This is a genomic window from Bacillaceae bacterium S4-13-56 (genome assembly GCA_040191315.1).
Classification (GTDB): Bacteria; Bacillota; Bacilli; order Bacillales; family JAWJLM01; genus JAWJLM01.
This window is the reverse complement of record JAWJLM010000023.1, coordinates 1-20,952: the sequence shown is the minus strand read 5'-3', so window position 1 is coordinate 20,952 and position 20,952 is coordinate 1. Positions and strand designations below refer to the sequence as shown.

Below are 20,952 nucleotides of genomic sequence, written 5' to 3'. Positions count from 1 at the left end.
CAAGGGCATGACATAAAAGCCCTTGAACCAATCAGACATTTGCGGGTAGTTTATCCCCACCCCACCTACTCTTTTCGTTTCCCTTAAAACTTGAGGCGGGGTATTACTCCCATGATTTTTCATCCTTGTTGGTGAAGCTTGCTTCATGGTTGGCTGCCGTTCATGCGGGATAAAACCTTAACAACCATCGCCCTTAAAAAGCAGGTCATCTGATGACTTATTAAATAAAATAAAGAGGCCTCACATTACCTCAGCTTATACTGAGATAATGTGATCTCTTTATTAATTAATATACTTCACTAAGGTGTCTTCTACCTTTTGCAAATGGATAAACATATATTTTTGTGCGGTTTCTTTATCTCTTCCCTTTATGGCCTTATAAATCTCCTGGTGTTCATCATTAAGCTTACTTGTGTTATTCTCCACTTCAAGCCACAAACGCCGTGTTTCTCCCATCGTCTCAATCATAATATCAGAAACACTCTTCATTAAGCTTATTAACATGTCATTATGTGTCGCGTCTGCAATCGCCATATGGAAGTTGAAATCTGCTTGTTCTGCAAGTTCTTCATTTCCTATTGACTGTTCCATTTCCATTAAAGCTTCTTCAATGGGTAGTAAATCTTCCTCTTTATAATTTTTAGCAGCTGAAGCGACGGCACCAACTTCTAAAATTTTTCTCACTTCCAGTAACTGTTTTATATCATCCCGTTTCATTAAAAAGGCAATGGAAACAGGAACGGAAAACCGGCAAGAGTCAAATTGCTTCACATAAGTCCCTTCCCCTTGACGCATTTCCACGATACCCATAGCTCGAAGTGCGCTAAGTGCCTCCCTTATAGCCGAGCGACTCACATTAAAATTTTTAGCAAGCTGCTCTACCGACTCTAATTTATCCCCTGTTTTGATCGCTCCTGATTTAATCAGCTCTAATAAAGTATCTGCAACTTCTTCATAAATTCTTCTTGTTTTAATTTGTTTATATTCCACGATTTTTGTCCTCCAACTTTATTTACGTAAATTCATTTTAAAGGAATAAACTAAAATTGGAAAGAAGCGTGATTAGGGACTTTGAGAGTGATTAAATGAACATCAATAAGATAAATCCAGAAAATCCAGCAAGTAATCCATAAATAATGGCTGGAAGAAGGGTTTTACGAATGATATCTCCTTCTTTACCATCCAGACCAACAACTGTGGATGCCGCAACTACGTTATGAACACAAATCATATTTCCTGCTGCTCCACCAACCACTTGAAGGGCTAAGATAACATTTGTATTTAATCCGACCTGGTTAGCTACACTATATTGAATAGGTGAGAAGGTTAGTGTCGATACTGTTGCACTACCTGTGATAAACGCTCCTAATTCTCCCAGGAATGGGGCAACAAACACCCAAATGAAGCCTAAACTATCAGCTAACGCTTCTGCAATATATTGCGGCATGCTTACTAAATCCGCTGCGTTCATCCCAGAGTTGGTAAACACTTGTACTAGAGCTAATGTTGACAATAAGGTGATTCCAGCATTTTGGATTGATTTGAAAGATTCTTTTGATGCTTTTGTAAAGTTTGAGAAAGACTTCCTTTGAATGAACACCGCTATAATGGCCGCCAGTACCAAGATCGTTCCTGGAGAATACAGGATCTGCCAACCCGAAGATACACCTTCCACACTAAAAATATTATTCCAGCTAAGGTCAATGGCAGTCATACTGAAATTTTTCACAGTTGGAACAATACGAGTAAGTAGTAATAAACCAACGACTACTAAATACGGACTCCAAGCGGTGAATAGACCCATTTCGGATTTCTTTTCAGTCACTTTAAACCCATCAGATAAGGCGTCTGTCCATTTTTCTTTAGGTAAAAGAATACCTTTTTTAGCAGTCAATGTAGCCACTAATAATCCTGTTAATGATGCTAGTATGGAAACAAATTCTGGTCCGAAGAAATAGGCATAAGCAGCTGCCGATGATGCATAAGTAAGACCAACCAATAGAGTCCAAGGTAACATCTGTAATGCTTTAGAGAAACCTTTCTTCTTTCCGAAAGAAATAGTTAACACACTTACAAGAATAAATGGAATTAAAGTTCCACCTAGAAAGTCTATTGTAGTAACTCGGATGGCTATTTCTTGGAAAAAGTTCAAATCCGCTCCTGGAATATTACTTAACCCTACTTGGACAGGAGTTCCTACAGCACCGAATGATACGGCGGTACTATCCGCAATCAATGCGATAGCCGCAGCTGCCATTGGCGTAAATCCTAGAGCTAGCATTAATGGACCAGTTACTGCAGCAGGAGTACCAAATCCCGCAGCCCCCTCAATTAATGAACCAAACAAGAAGCCAACGATAACTACTTGAACACGCATGTCAGCAGAAATACTTCTGAATCCTTGATTGATTCGATCCACCGCACCCGTGTGTTGTAACGTATTTAACAACACTATGGCACCGAACAAGATTAATAGAATCGTCAGTGCCTTATGAAACCCTTGGAAAATCGATGCTACCACGACATTTGTCTGCACATCCCAAACTAGAAACGAAAGAAGTATTACAATAATGGCACTAAAAAACATTCCCTTTTTCCCTGGCATACGTAAGATTACCAGGAAAATAAACGGTGCGATAATCGCACTTAAAGCAGTTAATAAAAGCATTTTCATCCCCCTCATTCAATTGATTGCGCTTTCACAATGTGGAGAGCATACGATCATGCGTCATATTGGTCATATGGGCTCTCCAAATTAACTGGTCACCGAGCACATAGCAGGTTATCTAATCATTCAGTCATCTGATGACCTGTTTAATATACCACCATTAAACCGAATTTTTTCTAGTATTGCAATACCTTTTTTGGTAGCGTTTTCAATGGTATTATTTGTGAATATTATCACACAACTTCCAATTCCGCGTACCACCTATGATTTTATCCATCACAACTCCCCAAAGGAGGATTATGACAATTTTGTGAACATCCTAGATTATTAAGCTAGTGATGTTGTGAACAAAGAGGGAACCATGGTGGGTGCTGGCGGGTTGGTGTTGGTGTTGGTGTTGGTGTTGGTGTTGGTGTTGGTGTTGGTAGGGACGGTTCTCACGTTGAATTTTGTAAATTATTAGGAGGGGCTTCTCGGTTTTATTCTATCGAAACTTTTAAAAACTTGTTACCGAATCAATCATATATGGGAGACTCTCTCTATCTCAGCAAATTATAACTCTATCAGTAGAAAAACTAGGCTTATCGTTAAGGGGCCTCTAAGAAAGCGTATTTCGCTTTCTTAGAGGCCCCCTTATACTCTGGAGTGCAAGTCCTTATGGCGAAAGTCTTTTGTTTTCGTATACTATCAACCGGTTAAAGTTATAAATTTTGATAGCATAAGAAAAACCCCCAACATGTTCTGCTTGCAGTTGGTCAGGGGATCCAAATAGACTGTTCTAGCTTTTATCTACTATCTGTTACTTTCAATCCATACAAACAAAGGAGATTCACGGTAAGAACCGTCCCCATCAGCACTACCAGAAGCCATACTAAATGGCAAGGCTGCTACTGATAACACAAGATTTGTTCAAAATATCCACACGCGATCCATTTTCACCCAAGATCTTGTAGAGGATTTGTTCTATTTGTCGAGACTAGAGACTCGATCGATTTCTTTTGAATTTTCAGTTAAAGATGCCAAAAGTTTTTTGAACGATTGTTCCAAGGAATTCAGGAAGAAGTAATGACTGCAGGGAATAGCTTCGAATACGAGCTGGCTATAGATCGTATGGATATTGAAATTGATACGAAAAGTATGGAGCAGGTGGTCCATAATTTAATTCATAATGCATTAAAATATACGGAAAAACAAGATGTTATAAAAACCAGGGTTGGATCGCAGGTGCGTTTATTGAAGTTGCCATTGAGAACACAGGGATTGGGATCGATTCAGATATGACGGATAAAATTTTTGAACGATATTATACGGACATGAATCATCCCACTAGCCACGGACTTGGCCTTGCCATCTGCAAAGAAATTATAGGGATAAGGAATTCGTTTTGGAAAAAAACATGATCCATAGGAAACCTTCTATTCTAAAAACAAGACAATAAAAAATATCCCCGCCCTTGTCTAAAGGATGGGGATATTTTTAGATCACTTAAATATTAGTGCTTTATTCTTTTAAGTGATTGAGAATTATGTACTAAAGATCTAAACTTAAGTTAATGGTAGACACAGGTTACTGTGCTTCATTTAATAAGCAAGCGGCTTCTTTATCGAGAAAAGCCTGACAATTCTTATGGGTTTGAAGAATACTGACTGGCCATTCATTCGTTATTTTACCATGTACCATTTCATACACAGCTTTGTTTTTTTTAATTCCACTAGCAAGGACAATTAAACATTTAGCATCTAGAATATGTCTGATGCCTAATGTTATTCCCATAGATAATTCTCTACTACCCTCAAAATATTTTTGACCTACTGTTTTTGTTACCTCACTCAAATTCACAACATGAGAAAATGAATCAAATGATACTCCAGGTTCATTAAAGCCCAAATGTCCATTTTGTCCTATCCCTAGCAACATAAGATCAATATTCCCATTGTTAGCAATTATTTGATCTATTTTTTTACACTCTACTCTAAGGTTACTAGATTTAGTATTAAAAAAATGTATATTTTGAGAAGATATGTTTAATGGAACAAATAAGGATGTATAAAGTGTTTCTTGACAGCTTCCCTTATCATTTTTATCCATTCCTATCCATTCATCTAGTCCTACAAAAGTACAATTGCTAAAATCAATTAATGAACTTTTTGACTTATTGATTAATATCTCAAAAGTACGAATAGGTGTACTTCCTGCCGCAAAGCAAATCATTGAATCAGGCTTTTCTTTGACAGTTTCAATAATCAAATCTGCTGCAGCCAATGACGACTCTTCAAAACTATCATTGACTTTAACATTCATAAACACACCTCATTTAAAATAATTAGTTACAGACGTACTTTCGTAGTCATCTAATTTTGTCTATACTACCATAATACTCCAAAGCTTCTATTAAGAATAAGATAGTTAAAGCTTGACCATATGTCATCGGACTAATTGGAATTTCTTTATAAAAATCAGCATCTATCCCCACTGGAGTACCATATGAAACCTTTTGGACTATTCCATTTTCATCAATTTGTTCTATAACTGCTTCTAATGCATTTAATCCTGTTTGCAAATGCGTCTTATCTAGTAAACCCAATCTTACACCTTTCAATATACCATAACCGATAGCAGCGGATGCAGAAGTCTCTTCATACGAACTAGCGTCATCTAAAATTGTATGCCATAAACCACTATCAGCTTGTAACTTTGATAAAGACTTTACCTGATTATACCAAGTACATAATAAATACTCCTTTAATCCTTTTTCAAGATCAACTATTTCTATAAATTCTAATAATCCACACGTATACCATCCATTTCCCCTACCCCATTTGATTTCGCCATAATTATGACCATAATTAAAATCCCAACCATGAAAAAAGAGTCCAGATTTTTTATCATTTAAGTATTTTATATGAATTAGAAATTGTTTCTTGGCCTCTTCTACATACTCAGGCCTATCAAAATAAAGTCCTGCTTTAGCAAGAAATAGCACTGTCATAAATAAAGTATCTATTAGGATTTGTCCGTCGTTCGGATCTCCAGTTATCATATGCTGTAGTGCTCCATCACCTGTTTTTATCATGTCATCCATAATCCAAGCACTCCACTCATCACAAATTCTGACGTAAGTGGGATTTTGTGTTTCTTCTACTAAATGGATTAAGGTCAAGAGTGGTGCCATTGTATTCACATTTTTTTCCGGAAGTCCATCCTCAATTTGCTTATTAAACCAATTCAATAAAAAGTTTAGGGTTTCAGGGTCCTTATTTAATCGGTAGTATTTATATAAACCATATATTCCAACACCTTGTGGCCACTCCCATAGATTTATATCAATTAATCCAATAGGATATTTCTCATCTAGGTCATCTTCATTTTTTAATGACTTCATAGCAGTCGTAACAATTTGAATTTTATTTTCAATTAACTTAGAATTCATCAGAGTTTCATCACTCCTTAATTAATTATTAACTTACCCATTACTGTTTCATCAATAACTTCTATAATCTGTTTATTTATTTTCAGAGGATCGTTCCATCCGAAAGTAACATTCCCTAAACCAGAATCTACATAGCTTCCTTTTTGAGTAGCATTATCAATATATATAGGAGTTTTTATTAAATTCTCTTTAAAAGTTTCAAAATTAGAGAATTCAAGGCTAGAACTAGTGCGAAGGATCCAAATATTTTTCCTTCCTCTTGAAATTAATTCTCGATTCTTATTTAAACCAGTTCTTACAAGTTCTAATCCATTACTAGCATATACAGCGAGATACTTATCTCCCTTTTTTAAAAAGATCCAGTTATTTGTAAGATCATAATCATCAAAAGCAAATGTTGGTACATAAGCATGAGTAAAATCTATTGCGTGGTCGTCATCAATTGAAAAAATAGCAACAGCTAGATACTTATATTGATTGATTTTTGGCAAATAACCGTTACCTGCCCAATAACTAGGTCTGCCTTTTCCTTGAGTAACTTTTTCTCCTGGATGGTTTATCCAAACGTTCGCTTCTGGGCCGAAGCTAGCTTGAAGCACGTGTTCTTGATATCCCCTTGCCCCTATCTTGAAATTTATTGCGGAAGACAACATTACTCCATTTTGTTTATACGTATAAAGATTTACATATCCATTGGGCCCTTGTTGATTTGAGTAGGATAAAAATTTATTCTTCGGTAGCTCAATATAGTCTTTATAATTAATCGATGGTATATAATTGGACAAGGAAAGAGGGACTGCACCAAACGTTGAATAATTTATAACACCTTTCCCCCAAGCAATCCAGGATAGACTTGTAGTCTGCGTATTATAATTCCCTTTCAGTTCTTTTTCATATACCCTTCCTTGTGAACAAGTTAAAAATCCATCACAACTATTTATGGCTAACCATTTAAAAATCTGATCAAGTGCTTTGGCAGCTTTGTCACGGATTTCATTAGACTCAGCAAAATCATATAAAGCAATTAAACCGATTACGTTTATTGGAATATACGGTGCAGAATTCCACTCTGCTAGGCCTTCATTAAAAAATCGATTAAACCAACCAATAAGACGTTGTTCAGCCCTTGCGTAATGTTCTTTTCCTGATATGTTTGCATTCGGAAAAATTTCATTTGAGTACAACTGACCTGCTAATAGTTCACACGAATGAAAAATTAGTGCGTGATTTTCACTAAAGAACCACATAACATCATTTCCTGGTTCATCTATCCAGTATCTATAATTCAAGATCATATCTTTTATTCTTTTCATTAATGGAATAGAAATATATTTACTACTCTTAAAATCATGAATGAGACGGAAAAACATAATCATACTAAAGTCACTACAATCATGACGATTATTTATTTGTTTGATCTCTTTATCGATAATTAAGAGATAGCTTTCCAATTTATTTTTATCCATATCCTTAAATTTTAAGGAATGAAATCCAGCCAAAACCTTGTATATATTATGTTCACCATAATTTGCAGTAATTTCAAGTGCATTCTTTTTTCTATCTTGAATGGTACTAGAATTTAAATGTTCTAACTCTATAGGGTAAATCTCAACCCCGAAATTTCTACTAATCTTTATTTCGTTAAATTCTATTATCATCTCAATAGCGTTATAACCCATTTGAAAGTCATGGATATTCCCTAAAAGTATTGAAGTGCTTCCAGTACATACTTCATACTCTCTGATTTCCATCTGGCATCTTTCTACTTTCGACTTACAAATAAGTTTAAATGGAATTGATACTTCGTTCATAAATTCAAAGTTAATTTCTCCGAACGTATAAGAATCTCGTTCAAAATAAGCACCATACAAAAGATACTCTAATTCATAAATAGATTGAGGTTCTTGATCATCAATTGGAACACTAATAGACAATTCTTTTCCTTTTAAATACTCTAATTGAAAGGAAAATTTAGTATCTCTCTCTGCTAAATCATCATAATATACAAGAACTTTATTTATCCCCTTTTGTAAATGAATAGAAATTACCTTACTTGACAATACATTACGAGTAAATGGCGTAAACTCCTCAATTATTTGATCGTTCACCCAGATTTTAACGCCTCCACATGTCGATAATTTAAAAGTAGCTAGTTGGTTTTCCTCGCTGTGAAGTTCTGTGAACGTCCAAGCCTCAAGATGTGTGGGTATATCCCAAAATCCTTCATCCTCTACCACCGGGGATTCGAAAGGAAATTGAAGTTCCCATTTTTTTTCTTTATCTTTATACCTCTGTTTTAATCCGTGATATAAATCATGATCACCTTTAATGATAGAATCAACCGACACTCGTTGTTCTATAAATTCTTTTCTTCCAGGAAATTCATGAATCGCATGTCCTTTAACCAACCATTCATTATTAATCTCACCTTCCATTGTAGAATTTGAAAAAGTTTTTTCTGTTTCAAATGTCCCTAACTTAATCCATCTATTTAGAGAGTCATTTTTTTTAAATTTATAAGTTAACTTATTCATCTAAACACCAACTTCTAGAAATGATTATTCTTTTACACTTGTCGCCATAATTCCTTGTATGAAAAACCTTTGGAACACTATAAACACAGTAATCAATGGAATCATAGTAACTACAGCCATTGCCAATAATGGACCCCAGTCTACAGAGTACTCCCCAACAAAGTTTGAAAGAGCAAGTTCTAATGTATAAAGTTTTGGATCCGATATTGCAATAAGTGGCCATATATAATCTTGCCAACGCCACATAACCGAGAAAATAGTAAGTGTTGCAATTACTGGCTTCGCTAATGGAATAATAATTTTCATAAAAATTTGCCACTCATTTGCACCGTCAATTTTGGCTGCCTCGATCATTTCGTCTGGTAAAGACAAAAGATACTGTCGAATCAAGAACACACCAGTTGGAGTGGCAGCTGGCGGAATGATAATTCCCCAAATAGAGTTATATAACCCTAAATTACGAAGAACAATAAACATAGGAATCATTAACGCTTCTAAAGGAATCATTAATGTGGATAAAAAAAGTATTAAGATGATTGTACTTCCCTTAAATTTAATTTTAGCAAGTGCGTATCCAGCCATCGTATTAATTATTAATGTAATGATCGTGGCAGTCACAGTTACAAATATGGTATTAAATATATACCGTCCAAAATTAGCTTCACTAAATGCATCAATATAATTTATAAAAGTTATCTTATTTGGTAATATGGACGGTGGCCAAGCAAATAATTCTGAGCCGGATTTTAATGAAGAACTTAAAACCCAAAAAATCGGAAACAACATCATTATCGATAACAGTATCAATAAGCCATAAGTAATCCAATGAATTTCTTTTTTAGTCTTCACTATATACGCCCCCCATCACTAACTTTCCATTGAATAAGTGTAATGGTCGCCATAATGATAAATAAAACAAAAGATAGTGCGCTACCCATTCCCAGGTTCCCTTGATTAAAACCTACTTCATAAGTATATTGAACAAAATATTTAGTAGCATCAATTGGACCTCCACCTGTAAGAGAAACTACCAATGCAAATGTCTTAAAGTACTCAATAAAACTTAAAATAACTATTAAAAGTGTAATTGGCTTTAACATGGGTACAGTAATATTTAAAAACTTCCTCCATGAACTTGCCCCATCAATCTCAGCTGCTTCATAAAGTGAGGGAGAGATACTCTGTAATCCAGCAATATAAATTACCATAAAGAATCCAACTCTTGCCCATACTGAAACAAAGATGACAGCGATATTTGCTAATATGGGTTCAGATAACCATCCAACTGCATCAATATTTAATAGAGATAAAACATAGTTAATTAATCCAGTTTCTTTTTGTAAAATCCAATTCCAAATTAATCCAACAACAATAAAAGAAATCATTACTGGTAAATAAAAGATAGTTCGAAAGATGTTGCTGAATTTGATTTTTCTTGTTAACAGCCATGCAAGTCCAAGAGAACTTATGACAGTTAGAGGCACAACTGCTAATACATAAATAAAAGTGCGTTTTAACATTGCCCAAAAAGCATCATTGGAAAATATTTTGATAAAGTTTTCTAACCCTACAAAAACAGGTTCTGTAATCCCATTCCATTCTGTAAAAGAATAATAGACTCCATAAATTGCTGGCAGACCTACAAACACACTAAAGATAAGCATATTTGGTAACAAAAATGCATACGGAACCCAGGTGCGAGTTTTCATTAATATTGCCTCCTATAATTTATCCCTTAATAACCAATCACCAGTTATATGGTTGGAAGGTTAGAAATATACACTCTTACAGTAGCATGTAAGAGTGTATATCTATCTGCCTAGTAATCTGCGTTTTCTACTACAGCATCCATTGCTTCTTGAGGACTTAAATCATCTGCTAGAACACGTTGAACATTTTCCGTAATCAACGTTTCAACCGCTGGCATATTAGGGTTTTCCCAATCAAGAGTTGGAATTTGAGATGTTGCAGCTAATTCTTGCGCAAAAACGTTCATTTCATCACTTCTAAGACTGTATTCTACATCCACATTATCAATGCGTGTACTTAAGAAAAGAGATTTAGAAACAAATTCTTCGTTAACTTCTTGGGAAGCAAAGTATAAGAGAAAATCTGAAACCTCATCCTTATGCTTAGAATCTTTGAAACCTACCATTTGTTTACCACCAGCTACGGAAGAACGTTGTGTTCCCTTAGGCATGTAAGTGACTCCCCAGTTGAAGTCTGCATTTTCATCATAAGTTTGCAAATTCCAGTTTCCGGACCAGTGAGCAGCTGCTTGGCCAGACCTAAATAAGGAATTTGGGTTTTCACCGCCTAACCATATAGAGTCAGGTGTAATTTCTCGATCATGTAATTCTTTAAAATAGTTAAGTGCCCCTACTGCTTCAGGTTCGTTAACTGATAAAGTTTCTTGATCTTCCGCAAAGATTCTTCCACCATTTTGATAGATTAAGGTAGAATATCTAGATGGGGATAGATCATAAGCTAATCCAAAACGAGCATCACTATTTTCTTTAACTTTCTCCAAGGCATCTGCAAATTCTTCCCAAGTCCATACGTCTTCTGGGGAAGATGGTACCTCTACACCTGCTTGTTCAAAGTAATCTTTATTGTAATACAATCCATGAGCAGTGAGATCTGTAGGAACACCTAGTATTTTTTCATCCCTTACAACCGTTGGCTGAGCAGCATCGACAAACTGTCCTAGAAAATCATCGTCAACATATGGTGTTAAATCTAATAATGCATCCTGTATATGTCCTACCCCTGAAATCCTTGCTAAATCTGGTGCATCTCCACCTGAGACTCTTGTTCTAATTCGGTTAAATAAATCATCATAAGGAGTATCAATAATGTTAAATTTTACATTTGGATGATCTTCCGAATACTTATCTGTAATCTCTTTAAATACTTCTCCTTCATTCCCATCACTAAACCAAATGACATCCAACGTTACAACATCCGATGAATTACCATCATCATTATTCGTAGAACTATTACCTTCATCACTTTGACATGCACTTAATACCACAACAGACATTAACACAATCAAAAGAAACAAAAAATATTTTTTCATCTGCCCAATTTCCTCCCTTAAATTAAAATTTATTTATGTAAACAAACATATTGTTTGCTCCATACTTATTAAGCGCTTACAAATTAGATAAATAACAAACTATTTTGAACCATTTATTTTTTAGAGTTTAACGTAAGATAATTATTAAAATATCAACTAGAGGGAATTACTTTCTGCTAATTGGTCAAATGCAAATTTAATGGCTCCAAGTGCTCCCGCCTTATTACCTAAAGTTGCAAGATTCAGATTTGTTTTAATTGGTGTCAATTCATCAACTTTCTTTTTAAGTATTGAAATCACTTCCCCCATAGATTCTGAAACTCCACCACCGATTATTACTCTCTCTGGGTTAAGAAGATTAACGCAGTTAACAATTACAACTGCAAGTTCTTCTAGAAAATCTTCAATAATAGCTACTGTTCTTTCATTTCCTTTAGAAAATTCTTTAAATAATTGCTCAGCAGTGAAATCATTTGACTTAATTCCCTCTCCTGAAGCTTTACTTTCAAAGACCCCAAATTCACCTTCTTTATTAACTCTATTATTTCGAATATCATCTCTTGAAATCTGGTATCCAATTTCTCCGCTCTTATAACTAGAACCATATATCAAATTTCCTTCTGAAATTATAGCGCTGCCAATTCCTGTACCTAACGCAATAAAAAATATATCATCACTATTTTCTCCTGAACCTAGCCATCTTTCACCTAAGGCAGCACAATTTACATCGTTGTTTATATAGACTGGGTATGAAAATTCTTTTTGTAACTTATCCTTCAAATTCAAATTATCCCATTTTAATCCAGGGGCACTAGCTACTATTCCAGAAATTGGGTCCGTCACTCCGGGTACACCGACTCCCATAGCAATTATTTTTTCTCTAGGTACTTGTGATTCTTCTATTGAACTCTTAATAATTTGGCTAATAATCTCTGTATTGTTAGTAGACTTTACTTTTTTTTCAAATAAAACTTCTCCAATTAAATCGGTAATGACAATTCGGATCTTAGTTCCACCTATATCTACCCCCACACCCAATGTAGATTTAGGGTTAAAGCGAAGCAAATCTTGCCTTCTTCCTCCTCTTTCCGTTGACTCACCTTTCCCAGTCTCTTCTACCAATTTTCTATCAAGTAAATCTTCAACAATTTTGGACACGGTTGACTTACTTAAGTTCAATACTTTTGCTATTTCAGTCCTACTAATAGCATCAGATGTTTGTATTTTTTCTAGTACCATAGATCGATTAATTTTTTTTAAAATATCAAATTTACTAGTAGCTTTCCCCATAAATAGACTCCCTATATAGAATTGGTTTTAGTTTGTTTGTTTTTAAAACTAACTAATGATAAGATAATATATCAATCAATAAAAATCAATAGATTTTTTCAGAAAATTTAAGAAAATGGGTTATTTAACAAACTGAAATAAAAGTTTATGGGGAGAATCAATCATTTTAAGGGAGGAATAAACTATTAAATTAATAGTCTTAGATTCAAAGCATTTTGATAGTAAAGCAGCTGAAATAGCATATCAGCACTTAAAAAGAAAACAAGAAATATCATTAGGTTTTGCCACTGGAAATACGACTATTAGATTTCACAAAGCGCTAGCAAAAAAAATTGAAGAAAATAAACTTGATGTGTCAAAAATTAACACATTTATTCTAGATGAATACATTGGCTTACCAAAAAATCATCCCAATAGTTGCTATTACCGTATGAATGAACAGCTTTTTAAGTCAATCCATCTACAGCCTAAACAAATTCATTTCTTTAACAATGTACAAGCAAATGAAGATCTTCACATTAGTTGCGATCAATATGAGAAATCTATTGAATCCTGTGGAGGAATTGATATTCAATTCCTTGGTATTGGTTTAAATGGTCATATTGGTTTTAATGAACCAGGAACACCTTTTGAATCAACTACTCACGTAATTAACATCGATGAAAATTCACGATTGTCAAAAGCATATATGTTTGAATCGTTTGAACTCGTCCCAACAAAAGCAATAACAATGGGGATAAAGAGCATTATGATGGCCAAACAAATTTTCCTTTTAGCAAAAGGTAATAGTAAAGCAGATATAATTAAGCAAGCACTATGTGGACCGATAACAACAGATATACCAGCCTCTATACTTCAACTTCATCCATTTTTAACAGTTATAATAGACACATTAGCAGCAGAAAAAATAGACAAAACGGAGTAGGAAATAGTAGAGGATTTATGTTAATTCCTCCTCTCTCCTTTCTTGAGTGATTCTTACCATTAGAATGAGCATAGATTACCTAGAAAGAACCACTAACTGTCGCTAATTTACGATTAAAATCACATAAGAGGTAAGCTTCATAATAAAAATCTTGGTAGCGAAACCACTAGGAAATCGAACTAAAGACCGAATAAAGGGCGGATATTTTCAATAGTTTTAAAAAAAGTAGCAGTTACCTTAGTAGGTGCGGTTACTTTTTTCCATAATTTTTGTTTGGTCGGAGGTGTTTTTATGTATTCAAAAGTGAATAGTATTGGTTTACGGGGGATTTGGGTCCAGGGGGAGTCTGGAATGATCGATGGGTTGCAATCCTTTGTTATTTGCAGGATTGCCGAATACCTCTGTTAAGGAGTCTAAAGGGGCGTGTGTTAATCCTCTTCATCGACTAGGATATTTGTCAACTGATCATAAAGTGGTCGTCAATATTTCTCCAGTGGAGCAAAAGAAGGTTGGTCCGTTTCATGATGTAGCGACAGCCTTTGGTCTTGTTAAAGAGTGATGGATTTATGTATGCACCTATCCCAAGTGATACAGCATTTTTAGGAGCAAAAACACCTCATCACTTATCAGGAAATCCTCCCTTCCATTCTCCATACCATTCCTCATTGGATGTTTCTTTGATTGGAGGAGGAGCATATCCTCGTCCTGGGAATTTCCTTCGGCTCGTCATGGAGTACTTTTTTTAGATGAATTAGTGGCGTATACGAAAAAGACGTTAGATATGCTTCGTAAATACTTGGAAAGTTTTTCCTATTTCAACACTACTCTGTTGCTTTTATCCCTGCTGTTTGTTTTGTATGTAAATTCTCGATAGAATACGTGCTAACCTTCATTGGTATCTATTTCAAAAGTGATTTTTTCCACAAATTCTTCAGCAATCCGTTGCAGGCGCTGATTCGCTTTCAAACGAATAACGTTATCCCCACCTAATTCTTCACAAAGTTTGTATAGCTCCGGTGTGGCGAATCTGCTATCCCCACGGATGGATGATCTGTATGTCAAGCGTCCGATACCAATTTTTGTTTTCAAATATCAAACAAAATTATACTAATAGCATTTTGGAACAAAAGTTGATTTTCCAATGTCGGAATTTAGGGAATTTTAAAAATCTCATTGTTTATACCTTTTCCACAGATGAATTTTTAGTGGAAAAAGACTCTTTTATATCTAACAAAGTGCTCCTTGAAATCCACATGAGAATAAGACTTGATGTGCTGATTCCCAAAAAGAAAAATACAGGTGGAAATGTTGAGAATACCAAGCATAAGAGAAAGCTAACTACTATAATAAGGATTGTACTTTTCATCTTATAAATTCCTATCAAGCAAGCAAAAGCAATTGATCGATGAATCCGAACCTTATAAGTCACAAAAATAGGGAAAATATATATAAGTATAAGAATATACAAGAGGGTAATTACAATTAGCATAGAAGTAAAAAACATAAAAAGAACAGAATCAAAGCCTAAAAAAATATGAAAATCGATTATTATAATAAATCCTATAAGCGATAATAGGTAACCTAATATATTAGCTCTTCCAAATTGCTGTTTGAAAGCAAACCAAAAGTACTTAAAAGTAGGTAAATCCAATTCACCTTTTATCCACCTACGGTTAATTTCAAACATAGCTACTGTTGATGGAAAGATCCCTAAGATTACCCCACCTAATAAAGAAAATAGAAACCAATATATTTGTAATAGGGTCAATCTCATGATCCACTCACATAATTGATATAACCCTTGAACAAATCCCTTCATAACATCACCTTCCTGTAATCTATTCCACCTTGTTTTTTAAATATAGTCATCTTCTCTATTTTAAATTTTACAATACAGGTGCTTTCTTTTGGAAGTTTTCAATCTAGATTATTGATAGATGAACCTAAAATTCTCAAAAAGCATGTTAAATCAACAAATAAGTAAAATATGATTTTTCACCTGATAAAGGATGTTCAAAAAGCCCCCTTATAAATAAAATAATTAGTCTACATTCCATAAATGGAAATTAAAGTAAGGTGGTTTAAGTCTCACTAAATTAACTAAATAATCATTACATCTTACTTGAAAAAAAGCAATAAGGACATACTTATCCCTGGACATAGCTTTTTTTCAAGGGTTGACGGTGTTCCTATTAAATCTGTCACACAGCTACATCATATTTTATTAAAAGATGTGGCCTGATCATCCGCACTCAAATAACCCAAATCAGCAACGTGGTAATCAACTTTTAGGTCTCTTATTGGGCTGGAAAAAGCAAGACATCTTGTTGCGTCCCTTCGAAATACAACAGAGCAACATCAGTCGGTGTCGGCAAATATGTAAAGAATATTTCTTTTAATAAAAAACACGCGAGATCCTCGATAGTGCCAAAGCAATCCTTTTTTTGATGAAGAAAAGCCGCTCAAGGAAGAGGAATTAGACGGCTACTACGTTATTATGACCAGCGAATATCAGGAGTCTGATGAACAGATTGTGGTCTTATACAGGGGGCTAAGGAAGATTGAAGAATCTTTCAAGGTGACTAAAAGCGATTTAGAGAACCAACCAATCTATCTTTCCAGCCAGGAACATATCGAAATCCATTCCCTTACCTGTTTTGTATCCCTCTTGATTGTAAGGGTTCTGGAGCGCCGTTTGAAAAGAAAGTATCTAGTTAGAACACTTGACAGCCTGTGAAAGGCATCATGCAATCTCATACAGGAAAACCAAGGATTCTTCGGCTGTTTTAACTTGATAGACTGCAAAAGTTAGGATAACAAAGAATGTTATAAGAAAAACATAAATTTTATTTATGCACAATTTTAAAACATATGACAAATAATTCGATTTTGTCTACTTAAAAAACAGAAAAATTACAGAAAAATTTAAAAATATATGGATAACTTGTTTTTCAGTAATTAGCGATCATGAACATAATTTACTCTTCAAAGTTGTATTATTTTTAGGATTTGTTCGAAAATGTTTGTTTTTGTGTATAATAGAAAGAGAAAATAATCGAGCTTAACTTAGGAGGAACTAGGAAATGCTCTCAGTGGAAAGGCAAGAAAGAATTGTTGAAGAACTAAACAAAAAAGGGACTATCAAAGTTTCGGAATTGAGTAAAAAGCTTCATGTAACCGAGAAAACCATTCGAATGGATTTAGAAATTCTAGAATCAGATGGTTTTCTCAAAAGGGTGCACGGAGGAGCGGTTTTGCCAACAGGGGATGATGACATTTTACCAATCAAAGAGAGGCAAGCAAAATTCCACAAGGAAAAGCGATTACTAGCTAAAGAAGCACTACATAGAATTGTTCCTGGGGATACGATCCTTTTAGATGGTGGAAGTACGACATCAGAGCTGGCGGATTTGTTAGGAGATTATCCTGTAACTGTAATTACGAATGATATAAAAATAGCAAATATTTTATTAGAAAAAGATAAGGTCGAACTATTAGTAATTGGAGGCACAAAAATTGGATCATCGTCTTCATTGGTAGGTTCTACTCCCGCAAAAATGCTGGAGGGTATCCATGTTAATCAATTTTTTGTTGGTTCAACAGGTGTTGATCTTAACAATGGTTTGACAGTTTTTAATAGTTTGCACGCTGATTGGAAGCGTCAAATCATGACACGAGCAAGAAAAACTACATTACTTGCTGACTCAACCAAGTTTGGAAAAACAGCTCTTATCCAGTTTGCGTCTTTAAAGGAAGTCGATGAAGTGATTACTGATTCTAAACTTGATCCAATGATTAAGAAAGGACTAGAAGAGGCGTCAATTCACCTAACAATAGTAGATTTTTAGTTCATTAGATAATGTTTGAATTCACTTGAACACTATAATATCTAGTGATACAATTAAACAATAAGTAACAATAGAGAACATTTGTGAACATAAGAAATTATTTAAGGGAGGTAACCAAAATTATGACAATAAACTTTAATGTAACAGGAAAGGTTTCGCTAGTTACTGGCGTAAGTCGTGGACTAGGGCAGGGGATGACCATTGGTCTAGCAGAAGCAGGTTCCGACATCATTGGTGTGGGAGTCAGTGATATGTCAGAAACACGTGAAAGAGTAGAGGCTTTAGGTCGCAATTTCTATGAGATAAAACAGAGTTTAAGCGAACCTGATGCCCCATACAAAGTTGTAGAAGAAGGGCTTCAAAAAGCAGGGCGCATAGATGTATTAGTTAACAATGCAGGGATGATTCGCCGTTCTCCTGCTAAAGAATTTTCTGATCAAGATTGGAGAGATGTTTTAACCCTAAATCTTGATGCTGTGTTCACCTTAACTAGGGAAGTTGGAAAACACATGCTAGAAAGAGGAAGCGGGAAAGTCATTAATATTGCCTCTATGCTTTCTTTCCAAGGTGGTTTAAAAGTTCCTGCCTATACAGCAAGTAAACATGCTGTGGCTGGTCTTACAAAGTCATTTGCAAATGAATGGGCTAGTAAAGGTATTCAAGTAAATGCAATAGCTCCGGGGTATATGGAAACAGACAACACAGCTCCACTAAGAAAAGATAAAGAGCGTAGTGAATTCATTACATCAAGAATTCCCGCCAATCGGTGGGGAACACCAGATGACTTGAAAGGCCCTGTTGTATTTCTTGCATCAGATGCTTCCGCCTATGTCAACGGACACATCCTTTGTGTTGATGGCGGCTGGATGAGTTCTTAAAAAATGTAAAGGGAGATGTTTAGATGGAAATTCGGCATGCAACAAATCCGACAGATTTTAAAAAGTATGAAACAGAAAGGCTACGTAAGGACTTTTTGGCAGAGAGTATTTTTGTCCCAGGGGAATTGAAACTCATATACACGCATTATGATCGCGTTGTATTTGGAGGAGCAACTCCTACTTCAAGTCCAATCAAGTTAGATGCAGGAGATAAGCTACGTACAGAATATTTTTTAGAGCGCCGTGAAATAGGAATCATTAACATCGGTGGGGAAGGAAAAGTAAATGTTCAACGGGAAGCCCATACTCTGCAAAAAAAAGACTGCTTATATGTTGGTAAAGGAATTGAAGATGTAACTTTTGAAAGTGTTGACCCGTCACAACCTGCGAAATTTTACTTGGTGTCTGCTCTAGCACATACAAACTATCCTGTTCAAAAGATTTCTAATGAAGAAGCTGAAGCTAATCACTTAGGTTCTGATGCTGAGTCAAACAAGCGTGTTCTTAGAAAGTATATTCATGGAGATGGAATCAAAAGCTGTCAGCTTATGATGGGCATGACTTCCTTAGAGCAAAATAATATGTGGAATACAATGCCGTCACATGTTCATGACCGTCGAATGGAGGTCTATCTTTATTTTGACTTTCAAAATGATGATGCACGTGTGTTCCACTTTATGGGAGAGCCTTATGAAACAAGACATCTTGTTGTGAAAAGTGAACAAGCTGTTCTTTCACCACCATGGTCTATCCATTCTGGTGTTGGAACAAGCAACTACACTTTCATTTGGGCAATGGCTGGTGAAAATTATACCTTTACAGATATGGACTTTGTGCAAATGAGCGATATTAAATAATGACTGAAATTAGGTATAGCTTTTACTTTAAAGTTATGCCTTTCTTTCTATACAAAAACTATGTGAGATTCTTATCAAGGAGGCTTACTTTATGGCAATCGGTGTTTTAGCTCATTTATTTGGAAAATTACCTTATGATCAACTTGCAAAAAGAGTTGCTGAGAATGGTTTTGAATATGTTCAACTAGCAATTTGGAAAGCGATAGATGGTTATGATTTTTCAAATCCCGGAAAACTTAATCCAGGGCTGGTTCGGAATATTCGCAAGGAATTTGATAAACATGGAGTTTCTGTTTCTGTTTTAGCTTGTTATCTGCATATGTTTGACCGTGATAGAGAAAAACGAAAACTTAATATGGAAAGATTCAAAGAGTTAATTCGATATGCACCGCAATTTGGTTCAACCATTGTTGCCGCTGAAGTTGGAAAACGACCAAATAGCAGTTTTACTGACCAGGATTGGCGGGTCTTAAAAGAAAATCTAATAGATCTATTGAAAGAAGCAGAAAAATGGGGAGTAACTCTAGCCATTGAGCCTGCAACAGGGCATATGATTGGAGATGCACCTACTCTTTATAAAATGATTCAAGAAATTCCATTGTCTAACTTTGCAGTTGTGATAGATGCTGGTAATTTAGTTACAAAAGATAATTTTCAACGTCAAGATGAAATTATCAATGAAGCTTTTGAATTACTTGGGGACCGTGTGGTTGCCTGTCATGCAAAAGATAGATTGATTATTGATGGAAAAATTGAAACTGTTGCACCTGGTCAAGGTGATTTGAATTACAGTCTTTATTTAGAGCTTGCTGAAAAATATAAGCCAAGTGTAGATATTATTATGGAAAAAGCGACTTCAGATGAGATGCTAGAATGTAAGAACTTTTTAGAAAACAAAAGACAAGAGGCTGTTCAAAAAATAAGTTTTAATGAAAAAGCATGACAAACTACAAGCACACCTAAAAAACGTCATAAAATTCGTGAATTATCTTCCATTTTTCAGAAGGATAAACTAGGGTCTGCTGAATAAATATAAATCCACTATTTACAAGGGTTATATGATTAATGTAACCTATCAGTTTCACATCAAATCCCGGTGTGTTATGGTAGTGGAAAGGAACTAGTTCCAATTGTAATTCCATGAAAATCCACATCGCAAATTGGTTTTTTTGGGGTTGTTTAGCCACTTCCATTTCACCATATTTCTCTAAAGTACATTTTTGTTTTTAGAAATTCCGCTGCCAGGCACCGCTCAAACCAGCTGTTTCTCTTCTCTATTCTTTTAGATATCGTTTTCTTATTGATAAATTGAACCCTATAAGCAAAGGATTTACATATTGAATTCCCATAGGCCAAGACCGCGACTTCGTCCTTCTGGGACAATCAAAAATTTTGCAGATTCAGGTCAAACTTATTAGAAAACTTGGCATTCGCCAAGCCTTT

Annotated in this window: 20 protein-coding genes; 8 read left to right on the top strand and 12 right to left on the bottom strand. The window is 35.1% G+C overall.

The genetic code is table 11. The features are described 5' to 3' along the window. Positions 1-282: 282 nt before the first annotated feature. Entirely contained in the window at positions 283-990 is a 708-nt protein-coding gene (locus tag RZN25_08040; GenBank protein ID MEQ6376769.1) for a FadR/GntR family transcriptional regulator, read from the bottom strand. 91 nt (positions 991-1,081) lie between these two features. Beyond that, a complete protein-coding gene (locus RZN25_08035; protein MEQ6376768.1) occupies positions 1,082-2,668 on the bottom strand; it encodes an L-lactate permease in 1,587 nt (528 codons plus the stop codon). 1,065 nt (positions 2,669-3,733) lie between these two features. Between RZN25_08035 and RZN25_08030 the strand changes: the two genes are divergently transcribed. Then, positions 3,734-3,949 (top strand): hypothetical protein, encoded by a 216-nt coding sequence (locus RZN25_08030; protein ID MEQ6376767.1) that lies wholly within the window; start codon positions 3,734-3,736, stop codon positions 3,947-3,949. Positions 3,950-4,234: 285 nt separating this feature from the next. Here the strand turns inward: RZN25_08030 and RZN25_08025 are convergent, their stop codons facing one another. From RZN25_08025 to RZN25_07995, 7 genes are all read right to left on the bottom strand, one after another. After that, positions 4,235-4,969 (bottom strand): glucosamine-6-phosphate deaminase, encoded by a 735-nt coding sequence (locus RZN25_08025; protein ID MEQ6376766.1) that lies wholly within the window; start codon positions 4,967-4,969, stop codon positions 4,235-4,237. 46 nt (positions 4,970-5,015) lie between these two features. Next, entirely contained in the window at positions 5,016-6,098 is a 1,083-nt protein-coding gene (locus RZN25_08020; protein ID MEQ6376765.1) for a glycoside hydrolase family 88 protein, read from the bottom strand. A gap of 17 nt (positions 6,099-6,115) precedes the next feature. After that, positions 6,116-8,632 (bottom strand): hypothetical protein, encoded by a 2,517-nt coding sequence (locus RZN25_08015; protein ID MEQ6376764.1) that lies wholly within the window; start codon positions 8,630-8,632, stop codon positions 6,116-6,118. A 24-nt stretch (positions 8,633-8,656) separates the two neighbouring features. Beyond that, positions 8,657-9,481, bottom strand: a complete 825-nt coding sequence (locus tag RZN25_08010) for a carbohydrate ABC transporter permease (GenBank protein ID MEQ6376763.1) — start codon at positions 9,479-9,481, stop codon at positions 8,657-8,659. After that, a complete protein-coding gene (locus RZN25_08005) occupies positions 9,481-10,341 on the bottom strand; it encodes a sugar ABC transporter permease (GenBank protein ID MEQ6376762.1) in 861 nt (286 codons plus the stop codon). Before RZN25_08005 ends, RZN25_08010 begins: the two co-directional genes overlap by 1 nt. A 110-nt stretch (positions 10,342-10,451) precedes the next feature. Further along, positions 10,452-11,711 carry a sugar ABC transporter substrate-binding protein gene (locus RZN25_08000; protein MEQ6376761.1) on the bottom strand — a complete coding sequence of 420 codons (1,260 nt, stop codon included), beginning with the start codon at positions 11,709-11,711 and terminating at the stop codon, positions 10,452-10,454. A 156-nt stretch (positions 11,712-11,867) separates the two neighbouring features. Then, positions 11,868-13,001, bottom strand: coding sequence for an ROK family transcriptional regulator (locus RZN25_07995; GenBank protein MEQ6376760.1), 1,134 nt, complete (start codon positions 12,999-13,001; stop codon positions 11,868-11,870). 184 nt (positions 13,002-13,185) lie between these two features. Between RZN25_07995 and RZN25_07990 the strand changes: the two genes are divergently transcribed. Together RZN25_07990 and RZN25_07985 are read left to right on the top strand one after the other, a co-directional pair. After that, entirely contained in the window at positions 13,186-13,926 is a 741-nt protein-coding gene (locus RZN25_07990) for a glucosamine-6-phosphate deaminase (GenBank protein ID MEQ6376759.1), read from the top strand. Positions 13,927-14,284: 358 nt separating this feature from the next. Beyond that, positions 14,285-14,485, top strand: coding sequence for a magnesium chelatase domain-containing protein (locus RZN25_07985; GenBank protein ID MEQ6376758.1), 201 nt, complete (start codon positions 14,285-14,287; stop codon positions 14,483-14,485). A gap of 323 nt (positions 14,486-14,808) precedes the next feature. On the opposite strand, the gene RZN25_07980 is transcribed toward RZN25_07985, so the two are convergent. Continuing rightward, positions 14,809-14,988 (bottom strand): transposase, encoded by a 180-nt coding sequence (locus tag RZN25_07980; protein ID MEQ6376757.1) that lies wholly within the window; start codon positions 14,986-14,988, stop codon positions 14,809-14,811. Between the two features lie 115 nt (positions 14,989-15,103). Further along, positions 15,104-15,745 carry a DUF624 domain-containing protein gene (locus tag RZN25_07975; protein MEQ6376756.1) on the bottom strand — a complete coding sequence of 214 codons (642 nt, stop codon included), beginning with the start codon at positions 15,743-15,745 and terminating at the stop codon, positions 15,104-15,106. A 678-nt stretch (positions 15,746-16,423) separates the two neighbouring features. Between RZN25_07975 and RZN25_07970 the strand changes: the two genes are divergently transcribed. The 5 genes from RZN25_07970 to RZN25_07950 all read left to right on the top strand — a co-directional run bounded on the left by RZN25_07970 (position 16,424) and on the right by RZN25_07950 (position 20,452). Beyond that, on the top strand, positions 16,424-16,663 hold the full coding sequence (locus RZN25_07970) for a hypothetical protein (protein MEQ6376755.1): 240 nt from the start codon (positions 16,424-16,426) through the stop codon (positions 16,661-16,663). Between the two features lie 346 nt (positions 16,664-17,009). After that, positions 17,010-17,774: a DeoR/GlpR family DNA-binding transcription regulator gene (locus tag RZN25_07965; protein ID MEQ6376754.1), complete on the top strand. Its 765-nt coding sequence runs from the start codon at positions 17,010-17,012 to the stop codon at positions 17,772-17,774. A gap of 122 nt (positions 17,775-17,896) precedes the next feature. Beyond that, complete coding sequence (gene kduD, locus RZN25_07960; protein MEQ6376753.1) at positions 17,897-18,652, top strand: 2-dehydro-3-deoxy-D-gluconate 5-dehydrogenase KduD; 756 nt, start codon at positions 17,897-17,899, stop codon at positions 18,650-18,652. Positions 18,653-18,675: 23 nt separating this feature from the next. Further along, complete coding sequence (gene kduI, locus RZN25_07955) at positions 18,676-19,509, top strand: 5-dehydro-4-deoxy-D-glucuronate isomerase (protein MEQ6376752.1); 834 nt, start codon at positions 18,676-18,678, stop codon at positions 19,507-19,509. Between the two features lie 91 nt (positions 19,510-19,600). Continuing rightward, positions 19,601-20,452, top strand: coding sequence for a sugar phosphate isomerase/epimerase (locus RZN25_07950; protein MEQ6376751.1), 852 nt, complete (start codon positions 19,601-19,603; stop codon positions 20,450-20,452). Between the two features lie 16 nt (positions 20,453-20,468). Here RZN25_07950 and RZN25_07945 read toward each other — a convergent pair whose 3' ends face one another. Further along, complete coding sequence (locus RZN25_07945; protein ID MEQ6376750.1) at positions 20,469-20,651, bottom strand: hypothetical protein; 183 nt, start codon at positions 20,649-20,651, stop codon at positions 20,469-20,471. Between the last annotated feature and the right edge of the window lie 301 nt (positions 20,652-20,952).